Source organism: Sphingobium bisphenolivorans (assembly GCF_000412635.1).
Taxonomy (GTDB): Bacteria; Pseudomonadota; Alphaproteobacteria; order Sphingomonadales; family Sphingomonadaceae; genus Sphingobium; species Sphingobium bisphenolivorans.
This window is the reverse complement of the sequence record NZ_ASTG01000003.1, coordinates 276951-298674: the sequence shown is the minus strand read 5'-3', so window position 1 is coordinate 298674 and position 21724 is coordinate 276951. Positions and strand designations below refer to the sequence as shown.

The window sequence follows — 21724 nt, the reverse complement described above, 5'->3', positions numbered from 1 at the left end:
ATGGGCAGGAAAGCTGGCACCGTCGCGGCGGTGGTTCTGGTAGCGGCGGCAGGCCTTGGCCTTGCCGCAGCAAAATTTCGCGGCGGCGATGACAAGGTGCTGCGCGTCGCCAACCAGAAGGGGCAGGTCAAGGCGATGATGCTCGCCTCAGGTGTGCTGAACGGCGCGCCCTATAGCGTCGAATGGTCGGAGTTCCCCGCTGCCCAGCCGTTGCTGGAGGCGGTGGGAAGCGGCGCGGCGGACCTCGGCCTCGCCGCTGACGCCCCGTTCATCTTCGCCTACCAGAGCGGTAGTCCGGTGAAGGCGATCGCCGTGCAGGCACCCGCCAGCCAGGCGGGTGAGGCGCTTGCGATATTAGCCAAGAAGGGATCGCCGATCCGCTCGGCGCAGGACCTTGTCGGCAGGGCGGTCGCCACCACGCGCGGTTCGATCGGCCATCATCTCCTGTTGCAAGCGCTGGAGCGTGCGAACATCTCCACGAGCAAGGTCAAGGTGATCTTCCTGCCGCCGCAAGACGCCAAGGCCGCGTTCGATAGCGGCGCGATCGATGCCTGGGCGACCTGGACGCCCTACACCAATGTCGCGGTCAAGGAAGGCGCACGGGCAGTCGTCGACGCGAAAGACTATGGCTTGCCGCTCTATATCGACATCGCCCATGCCGCGTCGATCGTACCCAAGCGGGCCCTGCTGGCGGACTTCCTTGCCCGTGAGGCGAAGGCGGTGGCTTGGGCGCGGGCCCATCCCGACGCGTTCGCGCAAGTGCTGGCACGGGAAACGGGGCTGCCGCTGGACATTGCGAGGGCGAGTTTCGACCGCAATAACCGCCTGTCTCAACCCATCGACGCCAAGGTCATCGCGCATGAAGACGACATCGCGCGCCGTTTTCAGAAGGGCGGGCTGATCCGGGCGGAGCGCCCCGTTGCCGAGGCATTCGACCGGAGCTTCGGCAAGGGCGGCTGATCCCGCTGCCGATCGATCTTCCTCGGGGCACAAAAGCAACTGGCCGGCGCGGATGTCCCGCCGGCCAGTCGGGAGAGAGAGCGGGGGAGTAACTGCCTAGCGCGCGATGACCGGCTGGTCGGAAGGCACGCCGACCGCGCCGCCGCCAAATGGGCCGTTATTCTCGACGCAGACCCGCTCGACCCGCTCGTGCAGCAAGGGCTTCCCCGGTCGGTTCGCGGGCTTCACATCATAATGCCAGCCGTCGGGCTTGTCCGCTTCGGTATAGCGCTTGACCGGGATCGTCGCGGTCCAGGGGCGGGAATAGACGGTCGGATCGGTAAAGGTTGCGACATAGTTGAAGCCGCCGCCCTTCGGATCGAAGATATAGCGCTCAGTCACTCGGCCATTTTCGCTGATGAAATCGCCATAGCGGCCGAACAGCGCCTTGCCATTCTGGTTTTGGACATCGACCACCAGCACATTGCCTTCCCAGTGGCCGCGCGAGTCACCATTCCACAATTTGATCGCGCCGGGCAGGTGCGGTCGGTTGTCGAGCGGGATGATGCGCGAACCTGAATCGAACAGGAACACGACATAGTTCGGGAACTGTCGGACTTCGAAGCCATGCCACATGTAGGATTTGGGCACGCCCGCCGGGGCGCAGCGCGCCAGCGGCTCGATGTAGCGCGGCTTGTTGGGTTCGGGGAAGTTCTTGGCGAAGTCCTCCTGCAGCGCCCGGGCGGTTGGCAGATAGGGGATTTGCCCATCAGCGGGATCGGTCACGCGGCTCGGCGCCCGCTGGTCGCGCGGCAAGTTCGCGACGTCGGAGGGCTCACCGGGAGGGCCAGCCTGCGGGTCTGTGAAATTGCTGTGGTTGGAAATGGTGTTGGAATAGAAGCCCGAAATGTCGGGCTGCCCGTCCGCCAGCTTGGCTCCGGCCCAGGCGCCTGAAGCGATGACGGGCACCGTCTTCTGCCAGCGGATGCCGCCGCCATTTCCTGTGGCTTGCGGGCTCTGGGCATGAGCGGCAGGCGCCAGCGCCAGCAAGGCGCCAGCCAAGACTTTGCTCGATCTCATTTAACCTCCTTGTGCGGATAGGCCTGCTCATAGGGCAGGGTGAAGCAATAATCCTCGATCAGCTGGAAATTCTTGTCGCGACGGCGATTGAGCAGCAGCTCGATGGTCCAGGGCTTGGTGAAGACCTTGGGATCCTCGATCGTCGCGCGATAGCTGATCGTATCCTTGTCGACATAGCTCCAGCGCTCCACCACATGGAGTGCGTCGCTGTGGTAATTACCGGCGCGATCGAGCCATGTTTCCTCGTTGAAGCCGATGACGTCCACGACCAGCGTGTCGCCGTCCCACTTGGCACGGGAATCGCCCAGATAATAGCCGTCGTCCGTCTCGGTCTGGTGGCCAGTGCCGTTGGTGAAGATGGTCCGCACCTGATGGCCGAACTGGTGAACCAGCGTCAGGTCGCTGTCGCGCTGGAAGATCTGGAAGGGCGCGGGATAATAGATGCCGCGCGGCGTGCCCGCGACCCAGCATTTGAGGCGGGGATCTTCCTTCCCCCGTGCGGCGAAGTTGCGCTGCTTCTGGGCGAGGGCTTCAGGGCGATAGGGGATGACGCCGCCCTCCACCACGCCCGGTCCCGGCGGCGCATCGTGGCGGCCGGCATGCGGCTCCAGGTCATAATCGGCCTCGCTCAGCGTCTGCCAGATGCCGGAGAAGTCCGGATGGCCGTCAGTGCGGCGCGGGAGCTGGCCGGTCTGGGCGTCCGCCGCGACGCCGGTGAAGGCGATCGCGAGCAGGGCGGTAGCGGCGGCGAGGCGGCGGGCTTTTGTGATGATCTGCCCCATGTCAGCGCCTCACGGGAGCGTCGGGCGCGCTGCCGGTCTGCACCTTGCGCCCGCTGTCCAGCGTGATCGTCGCGGCATAGCCGAAGGGGCCGCCATTTTTCGCGCGGTAGCCGCCGATGCGGATGTTGGTGCCGGGCTTCACATCCTCCTTGCTGAGGCCATTGGTACGCAACGAACTGGGCGTGCCGAATTCGAAGCCCCAGTTGGTGACCGAGCCGTCCTTGTTCTTGACGTCCAGATAGATCCAGCTGTGCGGATTGACGAAGCGCGCCTTGGTGACGACGCCTTGGATGGCGAGCGGCTTGGCGGAGTCGAACTCCGCCGCGAAGGCGTGGTGAGCGATGCTTTGCGTCGCCCAGCCGCCCGCCGCCGCCAGCAGCGCGGAAATTGCAACAGTGCGCCAGTGATGATGTGCCATGAAGCCTCTCTTTAAAATTGCGTGCGGAGAAGGGCGCCGATGTAGCGGCGAGCGCCGATGCCGTCGTAGCCGACCGGCGCGGTGTTGCTGAAATCGTTGACGCTGGTGGTGTAGCGCGTGTCGAAGAGGTTCTTCGCGACGATGCTGAGTTCCGTTTTCGCGCCGCCATGATCCTTGATGATGCCGATCCCGGCGTCGGTCAGATTATAGCCCTTCTGCAAGCCATAGTCGGACAGCAGCTGCTCAAGATTATGGCGCGAACGATAGCTGTTGTTGGCAAAGGCATGGACCGCCCAGCCCGAAGTACCGATGTCGCCGACATAGTTGAAGCCCGTGATGATCGTCCAGCGCGGCGCGCCGACGACCTGACGGCCGGTGTTGTTGCAGAAGGCGACGGTGGTTGGGTAGGAGCGGGGGCAGGTCGCGGTTGACCAGTCGGAATAGGTCGCCTTGTTGTATGCGCCGCCCAGCGTCAGGCTGAGGCCGTCGATCAAGGCCAGGGCCGCATCGAATTCTACGCCGCGAGCCTTGACCCCGGGTATGTTGCCGAGGCGTGAGCTATAGCCGGTCGAGGAGGATGGATCGACTTCGCTCGTCACATTCTGATAGTCGCGCACCTCGGTGTAATAGGCGTTGAGGTTCAGGGTCAGCGGGCCGAACTGCCCTTTGAGGCCGAGTTCATAGTCGGTCGTCTTTTCCGGCTTCACGTTGCGGCGGGTGCCGTTATTCTCGAACGCCACCGCGCCCGACTTGCCGCCGCCGCTCGCCGAGGCATAGATCAGGATGTCGTCGGTGAGCTTGTAATTGGGGTTGATGAGCCAGGAGATCGAATCGTCATCGATGCGCTCGCCGGTGATCGTGGCGAAGTCGCTGCCCAGCTGCGCGCTACGGATCGCGTCGGCGGTGGCATTGCCGGTCGAGACGATCGGCGCGCCGTCCGAACGGAAGGAGGTGCGGGTGATGTTGCTCTTCTTCTGCTCGCGCGTGTAGCGGATTCCGGCGGTGATCGACGCGCGATCGGTGACCTTCCAGTCGAACTGGGCGAAGGCGGCCTGGCTGTCGGAAATCGGCTTCTGGTTGGAGATGGCGAAGATGTTGGCGAGCGAAGCACGCAGTAGTTCCCGGCCAGCCGCGGTACTGCCCAAGCTATTATATTGCGCATTGGTGGCATAGAAAGCGCCCGCATCCGCGCCGTACAGGTTGCGGCTGGTGGTGTCGGTTTCGATGCGGAAGAAATAGAGGCCCGCCTGATATTGGATCGACGGCGTCAGCGCGCCAGAAATGCGGAATTCCTGCGAGAATTGCTCGGTATCCACCAGCGTGCCGCCGCGCGCGATGGCGAAGCGGGTCTGTTCGCTGTCATTCTTCGCGTCGAAATGGAAGGTGCGATAGGCGGAGATCGACTTGAGTTCGAACGCCCCCGTGTCCCAGGTCGCGATGATCGAACCGCCGCGATTGCGGGTGATCAGCGGCTCGGCCTGATCCATGTCGATCGTGGTCCACGACCCGATGATCGGCCTGTAGCCGCCGAAATAGCTTCGCGCGAGACGCGTGCTGTAGGTGGTCGTGCGCGCCGACCCGTCGTTCAGCGTAGCCGGATCGACCATGAACGGCTTGGTGTTGCTGTTCTCGTTCGTCTCGGCGGAATCGAAGTTCAGGCGCAGCGAGAAATTGTCACTGGGCTTGAAGAGCAACTGCGCCCGGCCGCCCCAACGGTCGCGCTCATGCCAGTGGCCGCCGCGCGTGTTGACGTTCCGGATGTCGCCTTGCTGCTTGTCGACGAAGAAGGAGACGCGAAACGCCAGCGCGTCGTCGACCAGCGAATTGCTGTAGGATCCGCGCGCCTTGAACGAGGGCGTCGAAAGGCCGCCCTCCAGCTCGATCACGCCTTCCTGGCTGAAGGAGGGAAGCTTGCTGGTATATTTGAGCACGCCGAGCGAGGTGTTCTTGCCCAGCAGCGTGCCCTGCGGGCCGCGCAATATCTCGACCTGCTGGAGGTCTGTGAAGTCCTGATAGGTCATGCCGACATGGCCGAGGAACACGTCATCGACGATCACGCCGACGGCCGCTTCCATATTGTCGTTGCCGCTGGTCCGGCCGATGCCGCGCAGCGACACGCCGGTGCGCCGGGCGTTGGGCGTGGTGGCGGTGAGGCCGGGCGCCCGCTGCGTCAGATCGGCGATGGTGAAGACGCGCTGCTGCGCGATCGTCTCGCCGCTGAGGACGGAGATCGGAATGGGAACGTCGTTGATATCCTCAGCCCGGTTGCGGGCGGTGACGACGATGGCTTCGGCAGAGTCCACGGCAGCCTCTGCGGCGGCGACGGGCGCCTGCGCATGGGCTGCGGTGGTGGTGGAGAGGAGAAAGGCGGTCGATAGCAGCCCCGCGCGGCGCTGCTTGCTGGTCAAAGACATGATATAATCCTGAAATCGGGAGAAAGGGGGTCGAGCGGGCGATTATTTGCCCGGGCGGTCGACCCCATGGGTCAGGGTTGCGATGCGGTAGACCGCTCCCCGTCCGACGACATAGAGTTGCGAGCGATCCTTGCCGCCGAAGGCCAGATTCTGCGGCGCGCGGGGCAGGGGAATGATACCGAGCGCCGCGCCGTCCGCACCGAAGACCTGTACGCCTGCGCTGGTCGCGACATAGACGCGGCCGTCGGCATCGACGGTGATGCCGTCCGCGCCGCTGCTGGGGCCGTTCGGCGTCTCCTTGTAGCCGGCGAGCTTGGCGAAGTCGCGGCGGTTGGAGACGCTGCCGTCCGCCGCCACGCTGTAGGCGATCAGCGCTTCGCCGGCGGTGTTGGCGACATAGAGCGTCTTTTCGTCGGGGCTGAGCGCCACGCCGTTGGGGCGGCGGATATCGTCGGCGATGAGCGAAACCTTGCCGCGCCTGTCGAGCCGATAGAGGCCGGTCTTGGCAGGGGCGGCGCCGGGCTGGGGGGCGACGCCAGGATCCGTGAAATAGATATTGCCGTTGCGCGCGGCGGCGAGATCGTTGGGACGATTGAAGGGCTTGCCTGAGTAACTGGTGGCGAGCGGCTTTGCCTTGGGCCCAAGCACGGCAATGGCAGAGGGGGATGTCTGTACGGCCAGCAGGTCGCCTGCGCCGTTCACGGCCAGCGCGTTGGCCGAGCCGGTCTTTTCCAGATAGGTCGAGACGCTGTTATCGGGTGCGATGCGCACGATCCGGTCGGCGCGGTTCTCCGTGAACAGCAGCGATCCGTCCTTCAGCAGGACCGGGCCTTCGGTGCCCTCGAAACCCTCGCGCACCACGTCGATGCGGGTGTCGGCGGCGACGATGCCGGCTATGGCGGGCGTCACTGCCTTCTTGCCCGAGAGGAAGCCGCCCTGCGCCGCATAATCTTCCACGCCGACCGCACCGGCCACCTGGAAGCCGGCCTGCGTCAACAGCGCCGCCGCTTTCTTAGCCCGGCCTGCATGGTTGGAAACCGTGACCAGCTGGCGGTCACGCGGGATGAAGGCGCTGAGCCGGCCGAGCTCTGTAGGCTGGATGTTGAGATAGACGGGCAGGCCGCCGATCGAGCTGATCTCGTCAGCGCGGCGGACGTCGATGAAGAGTATCTTGTCCGGCTGGGCAAGCAGCGCATCGACCTTCGCGCGATCGAGCACGGCCACGGCGTCCTGTGCAGAAGCGGCCTGCGGTGCGGTTTGCGCGGTTGCCGCTCCGCTGCAGGCCAGCATTGTGGCGGCTGCACTCAGTGAAAGGACGGAACTGCTGAGGAAGATATTGCGGATGCGGGAATCGATGATCATTTCTTGCCCCTATCTTATTGTGGATATGGCGCTTCGATAGGGAGGCCGGTGTCACTGAAGAACCAACTTGTCGTTCTACCTTTATGACAATATCCGATTTGGACTTTACAGGTGCGTGCCAACGACTTGAAGCGGGCTGCATGGGGATGCGCTCGCCTTTGAAGATGGAAGCCAAGACTTGGAAGGGCTAGCTGAAGCCGATCCATCGACCTGCCGCTGCGACCGTGACCCAGGCAAGGGTTGTCGCGAAGGCGAGCGGCTTCAACGATGCATCGGCGCTGTCCGCGCCGCTCCTGATGTCGCGGACACCTGAACCTAGGGCAGGCAGCACCGTGGCGGCAAGGATGCTGTTTCCGAGCCAGCCCGAGGCGAGCGAACCCGCACCGTCCTGCCCGATCCCGTCGAGCGCGAAGAACCATGCGCCGAAAGCCACGGCGAACAGGCCGATGATCGCGGGCCGACGCTGCGGCTGGCTGGCTGCGGCGAGGATGCCCGCGCCCGCCAGGCCGATCAGCATGGCGCCGGAGTTCAGCCCCTGCGTGCCGGCGAACAGCAGCAGGCTTCCGCCCCAGAGGAGCAGCGCGAAGGCGAGGACGGCATTCTCCCGAACGGCGAGCCGGCCCGTCCGCACCTGACGCAGCACCACATGGCTGAGCAGGATGGCGGCGAGCAGCGCCACCATTTTGATGAAGAAGGCGCCGCTCGGCAGCAGCGTGCGCGTCATGGTAATCGCCATCGCGACGCCGGTGCCGATCGTGCCGACCACGCCCGTTACATACCAGGGCCTCAGTGCGCGCTCCACGTCGCGGCTGCTCATGTCCGGCAGGATCATGCCCATGAGGCGCAGGTTCAGGCCCAGCACCGCGCCGCCCAATATGGCGAGGAACAGGAGATGTCCGGTTTCCACAACAGCGAAAATCCAGGCGATCTCGTTCACGGCGCGGATGACGGGGACGGTCGCCAACGCCTCTGCGGCCGGCTGGATCGACGGGGCGATATCGCGCAGGTTGACGGTCATTGGGCAAGCTCCGGCTCGATGGCGGCAAGGGTGACGGCGCGCTCCGAACATTGCGCCGCAGCTGCCACGAAACCCTGCGCACCGTCGCAGGAGAACCAGTCATAGGCGGCGAAACGGCCGGCGACGATGACCCCGATCCACAACGCCAGCGAAAAGGCGGCGGCGCGGCGCGCGGACGCCGGGGGACGCGGCTGATCGTCCCAGGCGGCGCGGTTCGCCTGCACGCAATAGTGGAAGTAGAAGATGTTGATGGCCGCCGCGATCAGGAAGACGAACTTCAGCCGGAAGACGATATTGTGGTAATAATCCAGCGGATTGGCGAAGAACAGCGCGCTGCCCGTCAGCAGCATCACGATGAAGCCGCCGATCGTATAGGGCAGGAGCGTGTCGGTGACCTTCGATACCGGCGTGGTGCGGAAAACCGCGCCCAACAGCCGCAGGTCGACGAACAGGATGGAGCCTGCGAACAGCATCAGCGTCAGCACATGTGTCCCCTCCAGCAACATCCACAAGCGTTCTGATCCCTGAAGCTGCGCGCTCCAGGAACTATCCGAAATGGCGTGCCCCGTACTGTCGAACGCTGCGCCCAGTTTGAACTGGAGATAGGCCAGAAAATTCGAGAGCATGTCCACTTACCCGTTGCGCGGTCCCGCGCCGGTTCTTGTCCGGATGCGGGGCAGCTGAATTGGTGACGCGCCCGCCCCCGGCAGCGGTCGAGGCTCGCGTCTTTATGACGGTCGGAAATAGGAAAGGGCTCCGCCAAACCGAACGAAGCTTTCGGCATATCCTTATGATTATTTCTCCTAATGTGCCTGCTGGCCGATGCTGCGAACGGCATGCTAGGGGCGCGGCATGAGCCATAAACAACTTTTCAGCCATGCTCCGGGGCGGGGCCGCTTCGCCCAACGGGCTGTGCCGATGGTCCGGGCGATTGCTGCCGCGGCGCTTCTCATGGGCTTTGGCGGCGTGGCGGCGGCCAAGGATCACGTCGTCAGGATGATGAACAGGGGCGCCGACGGCGATCCGATGGTGTTCGAGCCAGCCTTCCTGAAGATCGCGCCGGGCGATACGGTGACGTTCACGCCCACCGACAGCGGCCATAATGCCGAACTGATCCCCGCTCTTGCACCCGTGGGCGCTCCCCCGTTCAAGGGCGCGATCAACCAGAAGCTGGCCGTGCGTTTCACCAAGCCAGGCCTTTATGGCTATAAATGCCTGCCCCATGCTGGAATGGGCATGGTCGGTCTGGTTCAGGTGGGGACGCCGGTCAACAAGGCCGAAGTCGTAAATGAAAGCGCCAAGCTACCTGGTCTTGGCAAGAAGAAAATGGCGGAGCTGCTCGCGCAAGCCAAATGAGTCCCGTGCACAGGGCTGAAAGGCACTTTCCCTCACGCCTCCGCCTGCTGCCGCTGAACTGCGCGCGACGTTGCCGCGTCATCCAGTTCGAGGGCGAAGCGGCCTCCCATGTGCAGGGCGTGAGCAAGCGCTTCATCGATAAGGCCAGGAGGTAAGGTCATCGACCCTGCGGATGCAGTTCCTTGATGAGTTCGATCAGTAGCCGCAGGCCCGTTGGAACCTGACGTCTGCTGGAATAATAGATATGATATCCCGAACTTGCGCTGGACCAGTCCTCCAGCACGAGCTGCAAGTGGCCGCGTTCGAGATGCGGCTGGAAGATCGCCTTGTTCCCGTACATGAGTCCCGCTCCGGCGAGGGCGAGCGCCATCATCGCCCGCCCGCCAGCTACCGTTACCTGGCTAGGAACGGTAACGGCGATCTCGCGCTCGGGCCCGTCGAACTCCCAATGGTAGATACGGTCATCGCCAAGCCGGAAGCCAAGGCATCGGTGGTGCCGCAGGTCATGGGGGTCCTTGGGCGCGCCGAACTTCTCAAGATAGGAGGGGGCGGCGGCGACGCCCCAGCTGATGTCCGATGACAGCCTGACCGCGATCATGTCGTCGGGCACCGTGCCGCCATGGCGGATGCCTGCGTCGAAACCCTCCCCGACGATGTCCACCATTCTGTCGGCGACGACCACATCGACCTCGACCTCCGGATAGCGGTCCATGAACAGGGGTAGCACGGGCGCCAGCAGCAACTCGGCGGCATCGCCAGGCACGTTCAGCCTGATCCGCCCTGCTGGAGCATCGCGATAGCGGTTGAGCCTTTCCTTGGCCTGATCGATCGCTTCGAACGGTTGCGCGATCGCGCTCCGCAGTTCCTCGCCAGCCGCGGTCAGCGTGACGCTGCGGTTGGTCCGGTTGAACAGCCGGACGCCCAGCCGCGCCTCCAGACCCTTCAATGCATGGCTGAGCGCCGATGCACTGACGCCGAGTTCAAGCCCCGCCAGTCGGAAGTTCCTGTGCCGTGCGATGGCTAGGAAATAGGAGAAATCGGCGAGGTCGGAACGGTTTACAGGCATGCGCCTACTCTGGGCCACCCTCGCTCCGACTGCAACGCCTGGGTTGAGAAGCGTTCTTGAAGCGTCCCGTCGCGGGGTGCGAGCTATGATCGCCAATCAACGCTTATTCAGAAATGATGTACAAACGTCATGCCATAAGTCGCCGGTCGTCCGGCATAGCGGGTGACGATGTCGTAGCCGGAGACAACATTGCTCCAATAATAACTGTTGAAAATGTTTTTCCCCCACAAAAATGCCTGCCAGCGTCGATCGGTGCTGCGGATGCCAATCTGTCCATCCACCAATGTATAGCCGCGGATGCAATAAACACAGCTGGTCACGGAGTCGTTGATGGTGCTGGGGTTGATCCTGCCGCCAGGCGTCGAGATGGTGCTGGACCGCATGTTCACATTGGCTCCGGCGAACAGTGTGATGGCGTCGCCGAGCTGCCTTTCATAATTCATGCCAAGAGAGGCCTGATGTTTGGGGGTATAGGGGATCTCGGTTCCGGAGAAATCTATGCCGACGTCGCCGCCGGCATTCACGCCCACATAACGGTCGATTGTCGCATCCAGATAAGTATAGGCTGCAGTGGCGGTGAGATCCGGTGACAAGCGGATTGTAAGTTCGGCTTCCGCACCCTTCACACTTGATTTAGGTATGTTCTGAAGTACATCCAGCTGGCCGAATATCGGGTCGTTCAATTTCGTGCGCAGCTGTTTCTGGCTGTAATCATAATAGAAGGCGGCGACATTGGCCTGCAGCCGGCGATTGAGAAGGCTGGTCTTCACACCCCCTTCATAGGCCATGACCGCCTCCTGCCGGGCCGGATTATACTGCGCCAGATTGGAGCCTGATATTGTTGGAAAGCTCCCTGCCTTGTAGCCTTTCGACACGTTCAGATAGACCAGCGCGCCCCCTCCCAACTTATAGTCAGCACCTAGGCGCCAAGATATATTATCCTCCTTCAATATGTGCCGATATTCGGCCAGCGCGGCGAAAGGGGCATAGTTCACCACTGGCGCGAATGTCGCCGGGTTCAGGTTGAGCGATGCGCACTCGTCGGGCGTGTAGGTGCCCCGACCCGGGCCTCCAAAGGCCTCACTGAATGCAATGATGAGATTGCCGTAGATGTAGGGAGGCAACGGATCGCCTTGGCAGATGGCCGCCTTGTTTCGGGAATTGGTATAACGAACGCCGGCTTTGAGCGTCAGATTGCCTGCGACATCCGCCTCGATGTTGCTAAATCCGGCAATGTTGCGCATGTCCTGGTTGTTCCGCACGTTCAGGACGTCGATCGGTGCTCCGAACAATGCGTCGAACGCGATGCGGGCCGAAGAGTCAGGGTAGTCGAAAAAAACATTCTGATCGACGCTGTCCTTCGAGAAATTGCCTCCAACAACAAAGCGCACAGGTTGACCCGGATCATTTGCGAAGCGCAGTTCCTGGTTGAAGCTCTTGATCCTGCCAACCGTCAGGGCTGCATCGAAGGATCGCAAGGCTAGTCCGTCCGTGTCGTTACCTTGTCGCATTTTATAGTCGGTATAGGCGGTGATCGACGTGACCGTTCCGAAGTCACCGATGTCCAGGTCGCCGCGCAACGAAAGTTGGTACAACCGATTGTCGGCAAAGGGGATGCGATGGTCATAATAGACTGACCGGCTCGTCCAGTCGCCCGACCGGGGATTGAGCGCGCTGAACGGCGTGGAGGCGACAGCGGCGTTGCGATACTGGCCGGGTGGGTCTGACAGGTTTTCGTTCTGGAACTGCAAGGCGATGAACTGAGCGGCCTGCGTCTGGCTTTTGTCCTTCCAGCCGTTTGCGTTGAAAAGCAATCGCAAGCCCGAACCCGCATCATAGCCAAGTTGGAGGCGGCCCATATAATTGCGCACCCGGCCGTTCCTGTCACGGTGTCGGCTGTCGCTGACCTGCCAGCCGTCGGCGGTTTCCATGCGCCCGGAAAACCGGGCAAGGAGCGTATCGCTCAGAGGACCGCTGACGAACCCTTCCAGGTCCAGCTGGTTAAACCGGCCGTAGGTTGCCTGGGCGCCCGCCGTGAAGACTTCGGTCGGCTTTGCCACGATGTAATTTATCGCCCCGCCGGTCGAATTCTGGCCGAATAGGGTTCCTTGCGGGCCCTTCAATATCTCGACACGTTCAAGATCGAAGGTGGAATGGTTGGTCAGAACGGGAAAGGAGAGCGGGACTTCATCCAGATAGATGCTCACCGATGGATAGGCGCCGATTGAGGTTTCATAAAAGCCGACGCCGCGCAGAGTGTAGACAGGCGTACCATTGGGTGCACTGGCATAGGATAGGCTCGGAACCCGCGTGGCGATCTCAGCGAGGGAACTGATCTGCTGCTGCTTTAATGCGTCTCCGCCTAGGACCGCCGCAGTGATCCCGACGTCATTGAGGCGCTGCTCGCGCTTGTTGGCGGTCACGACTATGTCGCCGAGCGCCTGCTCATCGACCCGATCGGGGGTTGTCGCGCTGTCGGGCGCCTCTGGCGCGCTACTTGATGGCTGCGCGGCGGCTCCCGAACTGACCATCAGCGTCGCCCCGATGGCGAACGGCGCAATCTGCGCAAATCCCCGCATATCATCCCTCCTGCGTGTTTATGTGACGTGCAAGCCGTGATTGATCCGATCTGCTGCGTCGCCAGCTTGTTGGCAGATGGCTCGGCCATGAAAAATCCCCCGACAAAGGGACATGCTGGGCCTGGCTGTTGCACGGCGGGGAAAGCACCTGCGCGCTGCGCGTGAAGCGGGAACGGGAAGGGTCGGGTTGATCGCGGCGAGCGGAGGGAGCATGATTTCGGGTCAGATAATGACGAGCGGCCAGGAGAGGTTATGATCGGAGAACGCGCGATCGGAAACAGCGTGCTGTGGCCGAAAAGGGCGCAGGCTTCCTCTTTGCAGGATGGCCGATTTCATGGCCTCATCGCTGCTATGGGATCAAACCGCTTTTATGGATCGCTCGCCAATACACTCTCCGAGATCGGCGGCGTTGAGCATATTCACGTCTTTCTGATCGAAGACAGGCGGCCTACCGTCATCGCGAGCGCCAGCCATGACGGTGGTCGGCTGGCCGCGCAACAGTTTGAAAATTACATGCAGCGGAGCCTGTGGCGTCACGACACGACATTGCAGCAGATCGACAGTGTCAGCCAGGGTGAGCCTCTGCTCTTGTGGACCGATGCCGCCAATGTCCCTTGCCGCGAGCTGAGAGAGCATTGGGAGCAGGAAAAATTCGCAGAGCGGTTGCTGTTCTACAGGCGGGGTGATGCGGTAAGCGTCGCGCTGACGGCTGTGCGCGTCGGGCGGGATCGGCCCTTTACGCCGGCGCAGATCGACAGGCTGGCGGCGGCCTCTGATGTGGTGCTGCCCATGCTTGCCCGCAATTTGGGCCTGTGCCGTCAGCGTGAGAATATCGTCGCTGCGCTGACGTCCCTGCCACTGATTGAAACGGTACTGAAAACCGGACCGGTTCACCTGCCGCCGCGCGAATTGCAAACCTGTGCGCGACTTCTTTATGGCCTTAACGCGAACTCGATCGCAGCGGATCTTGGGGTGGGGGTGGAAACGGTGTCCTCCTTCCGGAAGCGGATCTACCAGCGCCTGTCCATCGGCTGCCACCGCGAGATGCTATTGTGGTATCTGCGCCTTTATAACGACCTGGATCTGGACACTCGCCTCGACTGAGCCGCAGCCAAATCTTGTGGCGGTGGCGTGCCACAAATTCTTGTCCCCCTGTTTGGGGATTTAGGGCCTTTCGAGAAAGCGCGATCCTGTCAGCCGAAACAGCCGTCCGTGAACGGCGGTCGAAAGAAAGGCGAAGGCGCGGCGGGAGGATGGGTGAGTTCGATTATATCGTGATCGGAGCGGGTTCGGCGGGTTGTGTCCTCGCCACCCGGCTTTCCGAAGATCCGCGCAACCGGGTCCTGCTGCTGGAGGCCGGCCCCAGCCCTAGAAGTTTCTGGCTGGTCGCTCCGGCAGGCCTTGCCATGCTATTTCATCATCGGCGGTTCAACTGGCGGTTTACAACCGAGGCGGTTCCGACGCTTGGTGGTCGCCAGATCTACTGGCCGCGCGGCAAGACGCTCGGCGGCAGCAGTGCGATCAACGGTATGGTGTACATGCGCGGCCACCCGGACGACTTCGATCATTGGGCTGAACTCGGCAATGCAGGCTGGAGCTGGGATGAGGTGCTTCCCTGGTTCCTCAAGTCAGAGGATAATGTCTTCGGCGCCGATGGCATGCACTCGTCGAGCGGCGAAATGTATGTGAGCGATCCTGTCATCCGCCATCCCTCGACGACGGATTTTCTGAACGCGGCAACGTCCTTGGGGATCGAAGCCATCAAAGAACTGAACGCGCCGCCTCATGAAGGCGTTGCCTATCAACAGTTCACCATTCGCGGGGGCCGCCGTGAATCCAGTTATACGGCATTTCTGCGCCCCAAGCTCAACCGCCCCAATTTGCTCGTGCTGACCGATGCCCTGGTGCACCGCATATTATTGTCGGGCGGTCGTGCGACGGGTGTCGAATATAGTGTCAAGGGCAAGGTTCAGTCCGCCCGTGCTGGTCGCGACGTCATCCTGAGCGCAGGGGCCGTTGGGTCACCGCATATCTTGAACCTTTCGGGGATCGGCGACAGCCCGGATCTGAGCCGGGCGGGGATCCCCATATTGCATCACCTGCCGGGTGTCGGGCGCAATCTTCAGGATCACTGGAATGCGCCGTTCGTGCTCCGCGTCACGCCGGAAAGCTCCTACAATGCCTCTCTGCGCGGCTGGCGCAAATATGTGGAAGGCGCGAAGTACCTCCTGTCACACACGGGCTATCTCGCGATGGGAACTTCGGCGGTCAGTGCCTATGTCCGCAGCGGACCGGACCAGAAGCAACCGGACCTGCAACTGGCGCTTCGGCCGATGACATCCACCTTCCTGCCTTCCGGCAAGGCTGAGGTTGATCCTTTCCCCGGCATCAGCGGCGCGACCGTGCTCGTCGGGCCAAAGTCGCGCGGGCATATCGCCGTCCGCTCTCCAGATCCGAAACAGGCTCCCGCCATCCATCCCAATTATCTCTCGCACCCCAGCGACTTGGATCGATTGCGCGCCGGCATTCGGCTGATGCGCCGCATATTGGCTTCCGATCCCATGGCGCAGCGCATCGTTGCTGAGCTCGCGCCCGGACCCGAAGCAGTCACCGACGAAGAACTGACGGCTTACATGAGGGAAAAGGGCGGTACGTCCTGGCATCCGGTAGGGACCTGCAAGATGGGTCCGGCGAACGACCCGGAAGCGGTTGTCGATGCGCGGCTGCGGGTGCGAGGCATAGAGGGTCTGATCGTCGCGGACGCATCAATCATGCCCCGGATCACGTCGGGCAATACGCATGCGCCGACCGTGATGATTGCCGAAAAGGCGGCGGCGATGCTCGCTGAAGGATCGTGACACCGACCCAAGATCGAACGAACCATCTAACCAGGAGAGACTATCATGGCTGAGGCAACAACGATTGTTGATGGAATGACGTTGACGGAAAATGCGCGGTGGCATGGCCACAGGCTTTGGTTTTGTGACCATTACCGCAACTGCATCTGTTCGGTGAACGAAGATGGTTCGGATCTTCGCATCGAGGTGACACACAGCCATGAGCCCTCGGGCCTGGGTTGGCTTCCCGATGGACGGCTTCTGTTCGTTTCGATGCAGGACCGCCGGATCATGCGAAGGGAGCACGACGGCAGGATCGAGCAACATGCAGACCTGTCGGAATTGACCGAATATTGGCTCAACGACATGGTTGTCGATCCGCAGGGGCGCGCATGGGTGGGCGGCCATGGTTTCGCGCTCATGGAACATGACGACCTGAAACCGGTGTCGCTGTTCCGCGTCGATCCTGACGGCGCCGTGACCCAGGTTTCACGGCCGCTTTTCTTCCCCAACGGATCGACCATCATCGCCGGCCGAACATTGGTTGTTGCAGAGTCGTTCGCCCAACGGCTCGCGGCGTTCGATATTCTACCGGACGGGAGGCTGTCCGAAGATCGAGACTGGGCGGCAGTCGGCCAACTGGTCGAAAGCCGTGATCCCGCCAAAGCCATGGCCGAAATGCAGATCGGACCGGATGGCATATCCGACATCGACGAGCAGGGTGGAATCTGGGCCGCCGATTTCATCAACCCGCGTGCTGTGCGATTGAAGGAGGGCGAAGGGATCATCGAGGAAATCGAAACCGAGATGAATTGCTACGCCGTATGCCTGGGGGGCGGGGATGGCCGTACTCTCTTCATGTGCCTGACGCCGCCTGATTTCGATCCCACACGGCGCGCAAATGATCCGCGCAGCAAGATTGTCACTGTGCGGGTAGCGGTGCCGGTGGCAGGTGAGGGGGAAAGAGCCGATACTCCGGACTTGGGTGTGGCTTCGGTCGCCTGAACGCGCCTGCGCAGAATGGAATTTGCTCCGACGGACGTCCGATTGATGATGACACATCCGGAGACGTTCGGTCGGAGCATGTCTGATGAGGACAAGGTCATCGGTAGCCGGGCTTGGAGATGGCAGGCGCCGCTCACGACGGGGCCCTATGGGCGAACACAGGCTGGATTGTTGGCGCCCGACACAGCCAGGAAGGCGAGCGACTTCGCCGGTATCTGTACCTCACCGCGCACAACACGGCCAGAAAGCTGGGAAATCATTCCATTCGAGCTGATCCGCGGGACTTCCCCGTTAACCCGGATGGTCGTTGAATCGAGCGGCTGTCCGGTCATTATCCATGCCTTGGTGTCCGGTCCCGTTGCCAGTTTTTGTGGCGCATCGCCGGTATTGAGGGCGAGCAGCGCCACGCCGCCGCTGGAACCCCGCAGGCAATGGGCATATAATCTCATGTCAGGCGACGTAGGGCTGGGCGGGCCGAGCACGATCGTGCCCATCAAGCGCCGCCACAGCACAGCCGCCCAATAGTTGGGGCGCGGCTCCAGCGTGTCGCCGTCGATCAGCGCGTAGTCGGATGCTGCAAGCGTGTTGTGCATGACGACGCGCACGCCCTTCTGAGCGAGCAGCCCAAGCTGGTTCAGATAGCGGAAGCTGTCGAGGAAAGTCGATGCCCATGGACTGCCGCCACAGGAAGCCTGCGCCGTTTCCGTGAGCCAGATCGGCTTCCCGGGTTCATATTTGTCACGCAGTGCCGCGTAGAAGCTGTAGGCCCTTAATGTGAGGTCCAGCCATCTGGCCGTCAGAGCGTCTTCCTTGACCGCGCTGCCGATGCCCATCGACGCGCAGCGCTGTGACACGATGCCGTAGAAATGATAGGACACCGCGTCGAGGCTTCCCGGATTGGCTGCCAGCATATCCTCGCTGCGGATCGGCGCCCCCTTCGCCGGAACCGGGATCTGGTTGGGCGGCCTGTCTTCGGTGACTCCGCCGGTGCCCAGGATCATCGTTCCCGGCGCCGCTTTCCGGATCCAGTCGCGAAATGTCCGAAAGTCGGCGCCATAATCGGCGGCCGTGTATTTTTCCGGCAAATCGGCAGCCGCGCTCGGCATGTTCGGCTCGTTGAAGAATTCTGCCGCGGCGATCCTTCCGCCAAATTCCCTGGTGGAGTCCACCAGTCGTTGCGCCTGATCGGTCCGCCACGCGCCATCGGGGCCTCGCGTGCCGAGGCTTACGCCGAAACTGGCGACGATGGGAGCGTCGACGGCGTTGGAGAATGCCACTGCATCCTGCCACTGTTTGCGCGTCAGCACTTGTTTGAAGCCTTTCGGCAGAACCGTTCCATTCTCGCCCCGACCCTGAACATAGGTGTTGTTCGCCCAAGTCCCGCTGACCCGCATATAGGCTGGCGCCAATTGTCGGGTAAGGTTGCGCAATTTGGGATCGTTCAGATCGATGGGAGGGCGCATGCGGTACATGTTGGCCGCAGAACTGCCATAGGGCGCCCAGAAGCGACCGCCGGTCAGTTCCACCATCTCGACATTATAGGATTGGAACCGCTCGTCCACCGTAGCGATCGCGGGCAGGGAAGAAAGCAGCCCCTTGGCCTGCAGTGCCGTTGCGCTGGACGCGGCCATCAGGGCAAGTCCCAACGTCACGATATTACGCAAAGCCATTCTCATCTCCGCTCCCCCCCTGGGCAATCGCGCGTTGCTTCCCGCCGATCCGATCGGATGCCGCCTTCGCTCGCCCTTTAAAACAGGGTGATGCGTCCGCCATTGGCCTGATGTTCGATATACAGCTCGAGCTTTTCCTTCGGCAGTAGCGGACGCTCGAAGCTCCTGTCGCCGATTTCAAGGATCTTCGGCGAATCTGGGTCGAACTTAGGCCAGGCCGGCAGTCCGGGGCCGTTCGGATCGCCCGTCTTGATAAAATTCACCCACAATTTGCCGACCTCATCGGCGATCCTGCGGTCCGTTTCCGTGAATGTGCGGCCCTTTGCGTCCAGCACATTGAAAAGATAGGGGATCTCCGACGAGTGGAACGCACCCCAGAGCGCGGACTGCGGGCCGGGTTCGACGTGGCTGAACAGATAGACGAAGATCGGGAAGCGCGACGTACGCAGACGTTCTCTTGCCCATAGATAGGTCGCGGCAAGTCCCTCGTCGCGGATCAGGTCCTTGCCGATGCTGCCGGCTTCCGCATCGGTACGGGCGCGATAGATATTGCCGGCCTTTTCGGACAATGTGCCGAACTCCGCCTTGAGCCTGACAGGCAGCTCCGCCGCGCTGAGCTTGCCATATCGTTCGCCCTGGAAGCCGCTACCCTCATCAGCGTTCAGCCCCGTCAGCACGGGCGTATCCTGATATCGCGCCGCGGCGCTGTGGGGGCTTGCGGGCAGAACCGCCCCGTCGATGCTGGGGGACCATTGACGCGAAGTTGGCGGTTCCGGCGTGTTCAAAAGTGCCTCCGCCGGGAACGCGCGTAGCTCTGCCAGCGACCTCGCGCCCATCAGGCCTGCAAATTTGACGCCGCGTTCTTCCATCTCCGTGCGCGAAGGCGCCATCGAGTTCAGCCCGGCGCCACTTTGCGCGATGGCACGGCGGAACAGGCCTCGTGCAGACGGCATCGCCATCAGCGCAAGAACGGAGCCGGCGCCGGCCGACTGCCCAGCGACGGTGACATTATCTGCGTCGCCACCGAACGCGCCGATGTTGGCATGAACCCACTTCAGCGCTGCGACCTGATCCTGAAGGCCATAATTGCCCGATGATCCGGTAGGGGACTCCCGGGAGAGTTCAGGGTGGCTCAGAAAGCCGAACAGATTGAGCCGGTAATTGATGTTGACGACGATCACGTCTCTGCGCGCCAGTGCAGCGCCGTCGTAAATGGGGACCGCTCCCGATCCCTGCACATAGCCCCCGCCATGAATCCAGAAAAGCACGGGCAAGTTGCGGCTGGCGCTGTTTCTGGGACGCCAGATGTTGAGGTAGAGGCAGTCTTCGCTGACACTGCCCTCAATCCCATATTCCGCTGACCAGGCGCCGTTCAGTCGGTCGCGCACCACCTGCATGCAGCTCGATCCGAAAGCCTGTGCCTTTCGGACTCCATGCCAGGCTTTAGCCAGCGCTGGCGGACGCCAGCGTAAAGACCCGACTGGCGGGGTAGCATAGGGAACCCCCAGGAATGCGTCCACATCGCCCGTAGCCTTGCCCTCCAGCGTCCCGTTTTCAACCGTGACGCGGGGGCCGGCTGACGATGCTTCGACTGCCGGCGCGGCGATTGTGCAGATTGCGGCGCAGAGCAGTCGAAGCATGCCATGTTTCCTGGCCATTACCAGAAATCCCTTTCCTTCTCACACCCGAAAGCAAATCAACCGGCTCCTGCGATCTTGCCGCGGACGTTGGGCGCCAGAGCGCTTCACGTCAGGAGATCGGTGAGCCGGTTGACAGTGCTACAGGTTATTCAAGTGTTTCGTACGATATGATCGAAGAACTGTAATTGTAATCAGAGCTTCAGCCTCACGCCCGCGGTGAAGTAGCGGCCGACGACATCATAGGCGGTCTTGTCGGTTGCCACCGAGATGTTGGCGATCAGCGGAATGGGCACTTCCGGCGGTGTCAGGTCGAAGAGGTTCTGGACATTCAGGAACAGTTCGAACTGCTTGTTCGAACCCACAGTGGCCGCCAAGTTCGCGTCCACATATACGCGGTTGGGAACGACGAAGGGCTTTGCGAAGACCTGATTGGGTGAGCCGTAAGTATATTTGCCGGTAAAACGTTCGGTGAACGACAGCGAGAAATTCTGACCGTTGTAGGCCTGAGTCAGCAATCCCTTCCACTTTTGCAGGCCGAATGGTTCCTGGTCCGCGGTCGCCCGTCCGGCCCGGTGCAGGACGGGCTGGCTCGCCGCGCCTTGCGTGTCGTAGGTGTCGAGATAGTTGGCGAAGGCGCGCAGCGTCAGATCGCCGTCAAGGGACGGCAGTGGGATGCGATAGCTGACCTCGAAATCGATGCCCTTGGTCAGCAGCCGTGCCAGGTTCTGGGGCACCACGCGGATCTTAGTCGGGAAGTTCGCCGGCGTCGCGTTGCTGAACGGGAACGGACGTTCGATCAGCGCGCAGACAGGCGCGGTGCCGCCGCTCGTCTGGCAATCTGCCAGCTGGTCAGCGATGCTCTGCGTCCCGATCGCATCCTTGATCGACACGCGATAGGCGTCGACCGAAACGGTGAGGCGCGGGAGGCCATATTGAATATCCTTCAAATAAATGCGCGGTGATTTTGTGATGCTAAATGGATTGCGCGCTATTCGGCATGGGCATCAATCCAGATTGGCTGAAGCTGTTGGAGCTGTAATCAGTTCCGTCCAAATCCGAACCAGAGAAATTCGGGGTCCTCCAATGCCTCGAACATGCGTTCCTTCACCTCCAGCTCCGCCGACCTGGGCTATTTCCTGATTGTTCGATCGCCTGGGCAAGGACGGTCGCCGTCGTGGTGCCGTACCCGGCATGATCATGCGCTCTGGACGCGACCCCGCGGATCATTCGGGCGCCCAGGTTCTCGAACTTGTCCTTGAATTCCATTCCCTTCACGACGGTGACGCCGTCCTTGGTGATCCAGGGCGTCCAAAGCTTCTGTCGATGAAGGCATTGCGTCCCTTGAGTGCCAAGGTCACGCGCACGGCATTGGCGAGAATATCGACACCGCGCGCGATCCCTTCGCGAGCCTCGTGCGCGAATCTCAGGTCCTTGGCAGTCATGATTTTGGTCCGACTTTCTGGCGCTGGTCCGCGACGGAATGTCGCTTTCACAAGCGGAAGCCAGCGCAATTGATGAGCAGAAATGTCGTGTCGCAGGTGGGAGGATATTCTTTCTC

At 62.0% G+C, this 21724-nt stretch carries 18 protein-coding genes and 1 pseudogene; 5 read left to right on the top strand and 14 right to left on the bottom strand.

Going from position 1 to position 21724, the window contains the following annotated elements; translation table 11 throughout:
* The gene (locus tag L858_RS0103725) at window positions 1-960 is read left to right on the top strand and encodes an ABC transporter substrate-binding protein (protein WP_022681805.1); all 960 of its coding nucleotides are present in this window, start codon (window positions 1-3) and stop codon (window positions 958-960) included.
* 96 nt (window positions 961-1056) lie between these two features.
* On the opposite strand, the gene L858_RS20930 is transcribed toward L858_RS0103725, so the two are convergent.
* The 7 genes from L858_RS20930 to L858_RS0103690 form a co-directional block, all read right to left on the bottom strand.
* Window positions 1057-2019 carry a hypothetical protein gene (locus L858_RS20930; protein ID WP_081643286.1) on the bottom strand — a complete coding sequence of 321 codons (963 nt, stop codon included), beginning with the start codon at window positions 2017-2019 and terminating at the stop codon, window positions 1057-1059.
* Entirely contained in the window at window positions 2016-2801 is a 786-nt protein-coding gene (locus L858_RS0103715; protein ID WP_022681803.1) for a hypothetical protein, read from the bottom strand. Before L858_RS0103715 ends, L858_RS20930 begins: the two co-directional genes overlap by 4 nt.
* 1 nt (window position 2802) lies before the next feature.
* Complete coding sequence (locus L858_RS0103710) at window positions 2803-3219, bottom strand: DUF6152 family protein (RefSeq protein WP_028055778.1); 417 nt, start codon at window positions 3217-3219, stop codon at window positions 2803-2805.
* 11 nt (window positions 3220-3230) lie between these two features.
* Complete coding sequence (locus L858_RS19595; protein WP_022681802.1) at window positions 3231-5633, bottom strand: TonB-dependent receptor; 2403 nt, start codon at window positions 5631-5633, stop codon at window positions 3231-3233.
* A 42-nt stretch (window positions 5634-5675) separates the two neighbouring features.
* Window positions 5676-6995: an SMP-30/gluconolactonase/LRE family protein gene (locus L858_RS0103700; protein WP_022681801.1), complete on the bottom strand. Its 1320-nt coding sequence runs from the start codon at window positions 6993-6995 to the stop codon at window positions 5676-5678.
* A gap of 187 nt (window positions 6996-7182) precedes the next feature.
* Window positions 7183-8013 carry a DUF6644 family protein gene (locus L858_RS0103695; RefSeq protein WP_022681800.1) on the bottom strand — a complete coding sequence of 277 codons (831 nt, stop codon included), beginning with the start codon at window positions 8011-8013 and terminating at the stop codon, window positions 7183-7185.
* Window positions 8010-8639: a DUF6644 family protein gene (locus L858_RS0103690; RefSeq protein WP_022681799.1), complete on the bottom strand. Its 630-nt coding sequence runs from the start codon at window positions 8637-8639 to the stop codon at window positions 8010-8012. The genes L858_RS0103695 and L858_RS0103690 overlap by 4 nt, the downstream gene beginning before the upstream one ends.
* A gap of 226 nt (window positions 8640-8865) precedes the next feature.
* Between L858_RS0103690 and L858_RS0103685 the strand changes: the two genes are divergently transcribed.
* The gene (locus tag L858_RS0103685; protein ID WP_022681798.1) at window positions 8866-9369 is read left to right on the top strand and encodes a pseudoazurin; all 504 of its coding nucleotides are present in this window, start codon (window positions 8866-8868) and stop codon (window positions 9367-9369) included.
* A gap of 32 nt (window positions 9370-9401) precedes the next feature.
* On the opposite strand, the gene L858_RS22400 is transcribed toward L858_RS0103685, so the two are convergent.
* From L858_RS22400 to L858_RS19590, 3 genes are all read right to left on the bottom strand, one after another.
* The gene (locus L858_RS22400) at window positions 9402-9530 is read right to left on the bottom strand and encodes a hypothetical protein (protein WP_022681797.1); all 129 of its coding nucleotides are present in this window, start codon (window positions 9528-9530) and stop codon (window positions 9402-9404) included.
* Window positions 9527-10435: a LysR family transcriptional regulator gene (locus L858_RS0103675; protein ID WP_022681796.1), complete on the bottom strand. Its 909-nt coding sequence runs from the start codon at window positions 10433-10435 to the stop codon at window positions 9527-9529. Before L858_RS0103675 ends, L858_RS22400 begins: the two co-directional genes overlap by 4 nt.
* Before the next feature lie 107 nt (window positions 10436-10542).
* Entirely contained in the window at window positions 10543-12858 is a 2316-nt protein-coding gene (locus L858_RS19590) for a TonB-dependent receptor (protein WP_193742843.1), read from the bottom strand.
* Between the two features lie 471 nt (window positions 12859-13329).
* Here L858_RS19590 and L858_RS0103665 point away from each other — a divergent pair, with 471 nt between their 5' ends.
* From L858_RS0103665 to L858_RS19585, 3 genes are all read left to right on the top strand, one after another.
* Window positions 13330-14118: a helix-turn-helix transcriptional regulator gene (locus L858_RS0103665; RefSeq protein WP_152639763.1), complete on the top strand. Its 789-nt coding sequence runs from the start codon at window positions 13330-13332 to the stop codon at window positions 14116-14118.
* A gap of 149 nt (window positions 14119-14267) precedes the next feature.
* Window positions 14268-15872: a GMC family oxidoreductase gene (locus L858_RS0103660; protein WP_022681793.1), complete on the top strand. Its 1605-nt coding sequence runs from the start codon at window positions 14268-14270 to the stop codon at window positions 15870-15872.
* 45 nt (window positions 15873-15917) lie between these two features.
* Window positions 15918-16856 (top strand): SMP-30/gluconolactonase/LRE family protein, encoded by a 939-nt coding sequence (locus L858_RS19585; RefSeq protein ID WP_022681792.1) that lies wholly within the window; start codon window positions 15918-15920, stop codon window positions 16854-16856.
* Window positions 16857-17002: 146 nt separating this feature from the next.
* Here L858_RS19585 and L858_RS0103650 read toward each other — a convergent pair whose 3' ends face one another.
* The 4 genes and pseudogenes from L858_RS0103650 to L858_RS21190 all read right to left on the bottom strand — a co-directional run.
* Window positions 17003-18526, bottom strand: coding sequence for a glycoside hydrolase family protein (locus L858_RS0103650; RefSeq protein ID WP_022681791.1), 1524 nt, complete (start codon window positions 18524-18526; stop codon window positions 17003-17005).
* Window positions 18527-18603: 77 nt separating this feature from the next.
* The gene (locus L858_RS19580) at window positions 18604-20166 is read right to left on the bottom strand and encodes a carboxylesterase/lipase family protein (protein WP_193742842.1); all 1563 of its coding nucleotides are present in this window, start codon (window positions 20164-20166) and stop codon (window positions 18604-18606) included.
* A gap of 191 nt (window positions 20167-20357) precedes the next feature.
* Window positions 20358-21113: a TonB-dependent receptor domain-containing protein gene (locus L858_RS0103640; RefSeq protein ID WP_022681789.1), complete on the bottom strand. Its 756-nt coding sequence runs from the start codon at window positions 21111-21113 to the stop codon at window positions 20358-20360.
* A 187-nt stretch (window positions 21114-21300) separates the two neighbouring features.
* Window positions 21301-21608, bottom strand: a pseudogene (locus tag L858_RS21190) (TCP-1/cpn60 chaperonin family protein); the annotation flags it as partial.
* Window positions 21609-21724 lie beyond the last annotated feature (116 nt).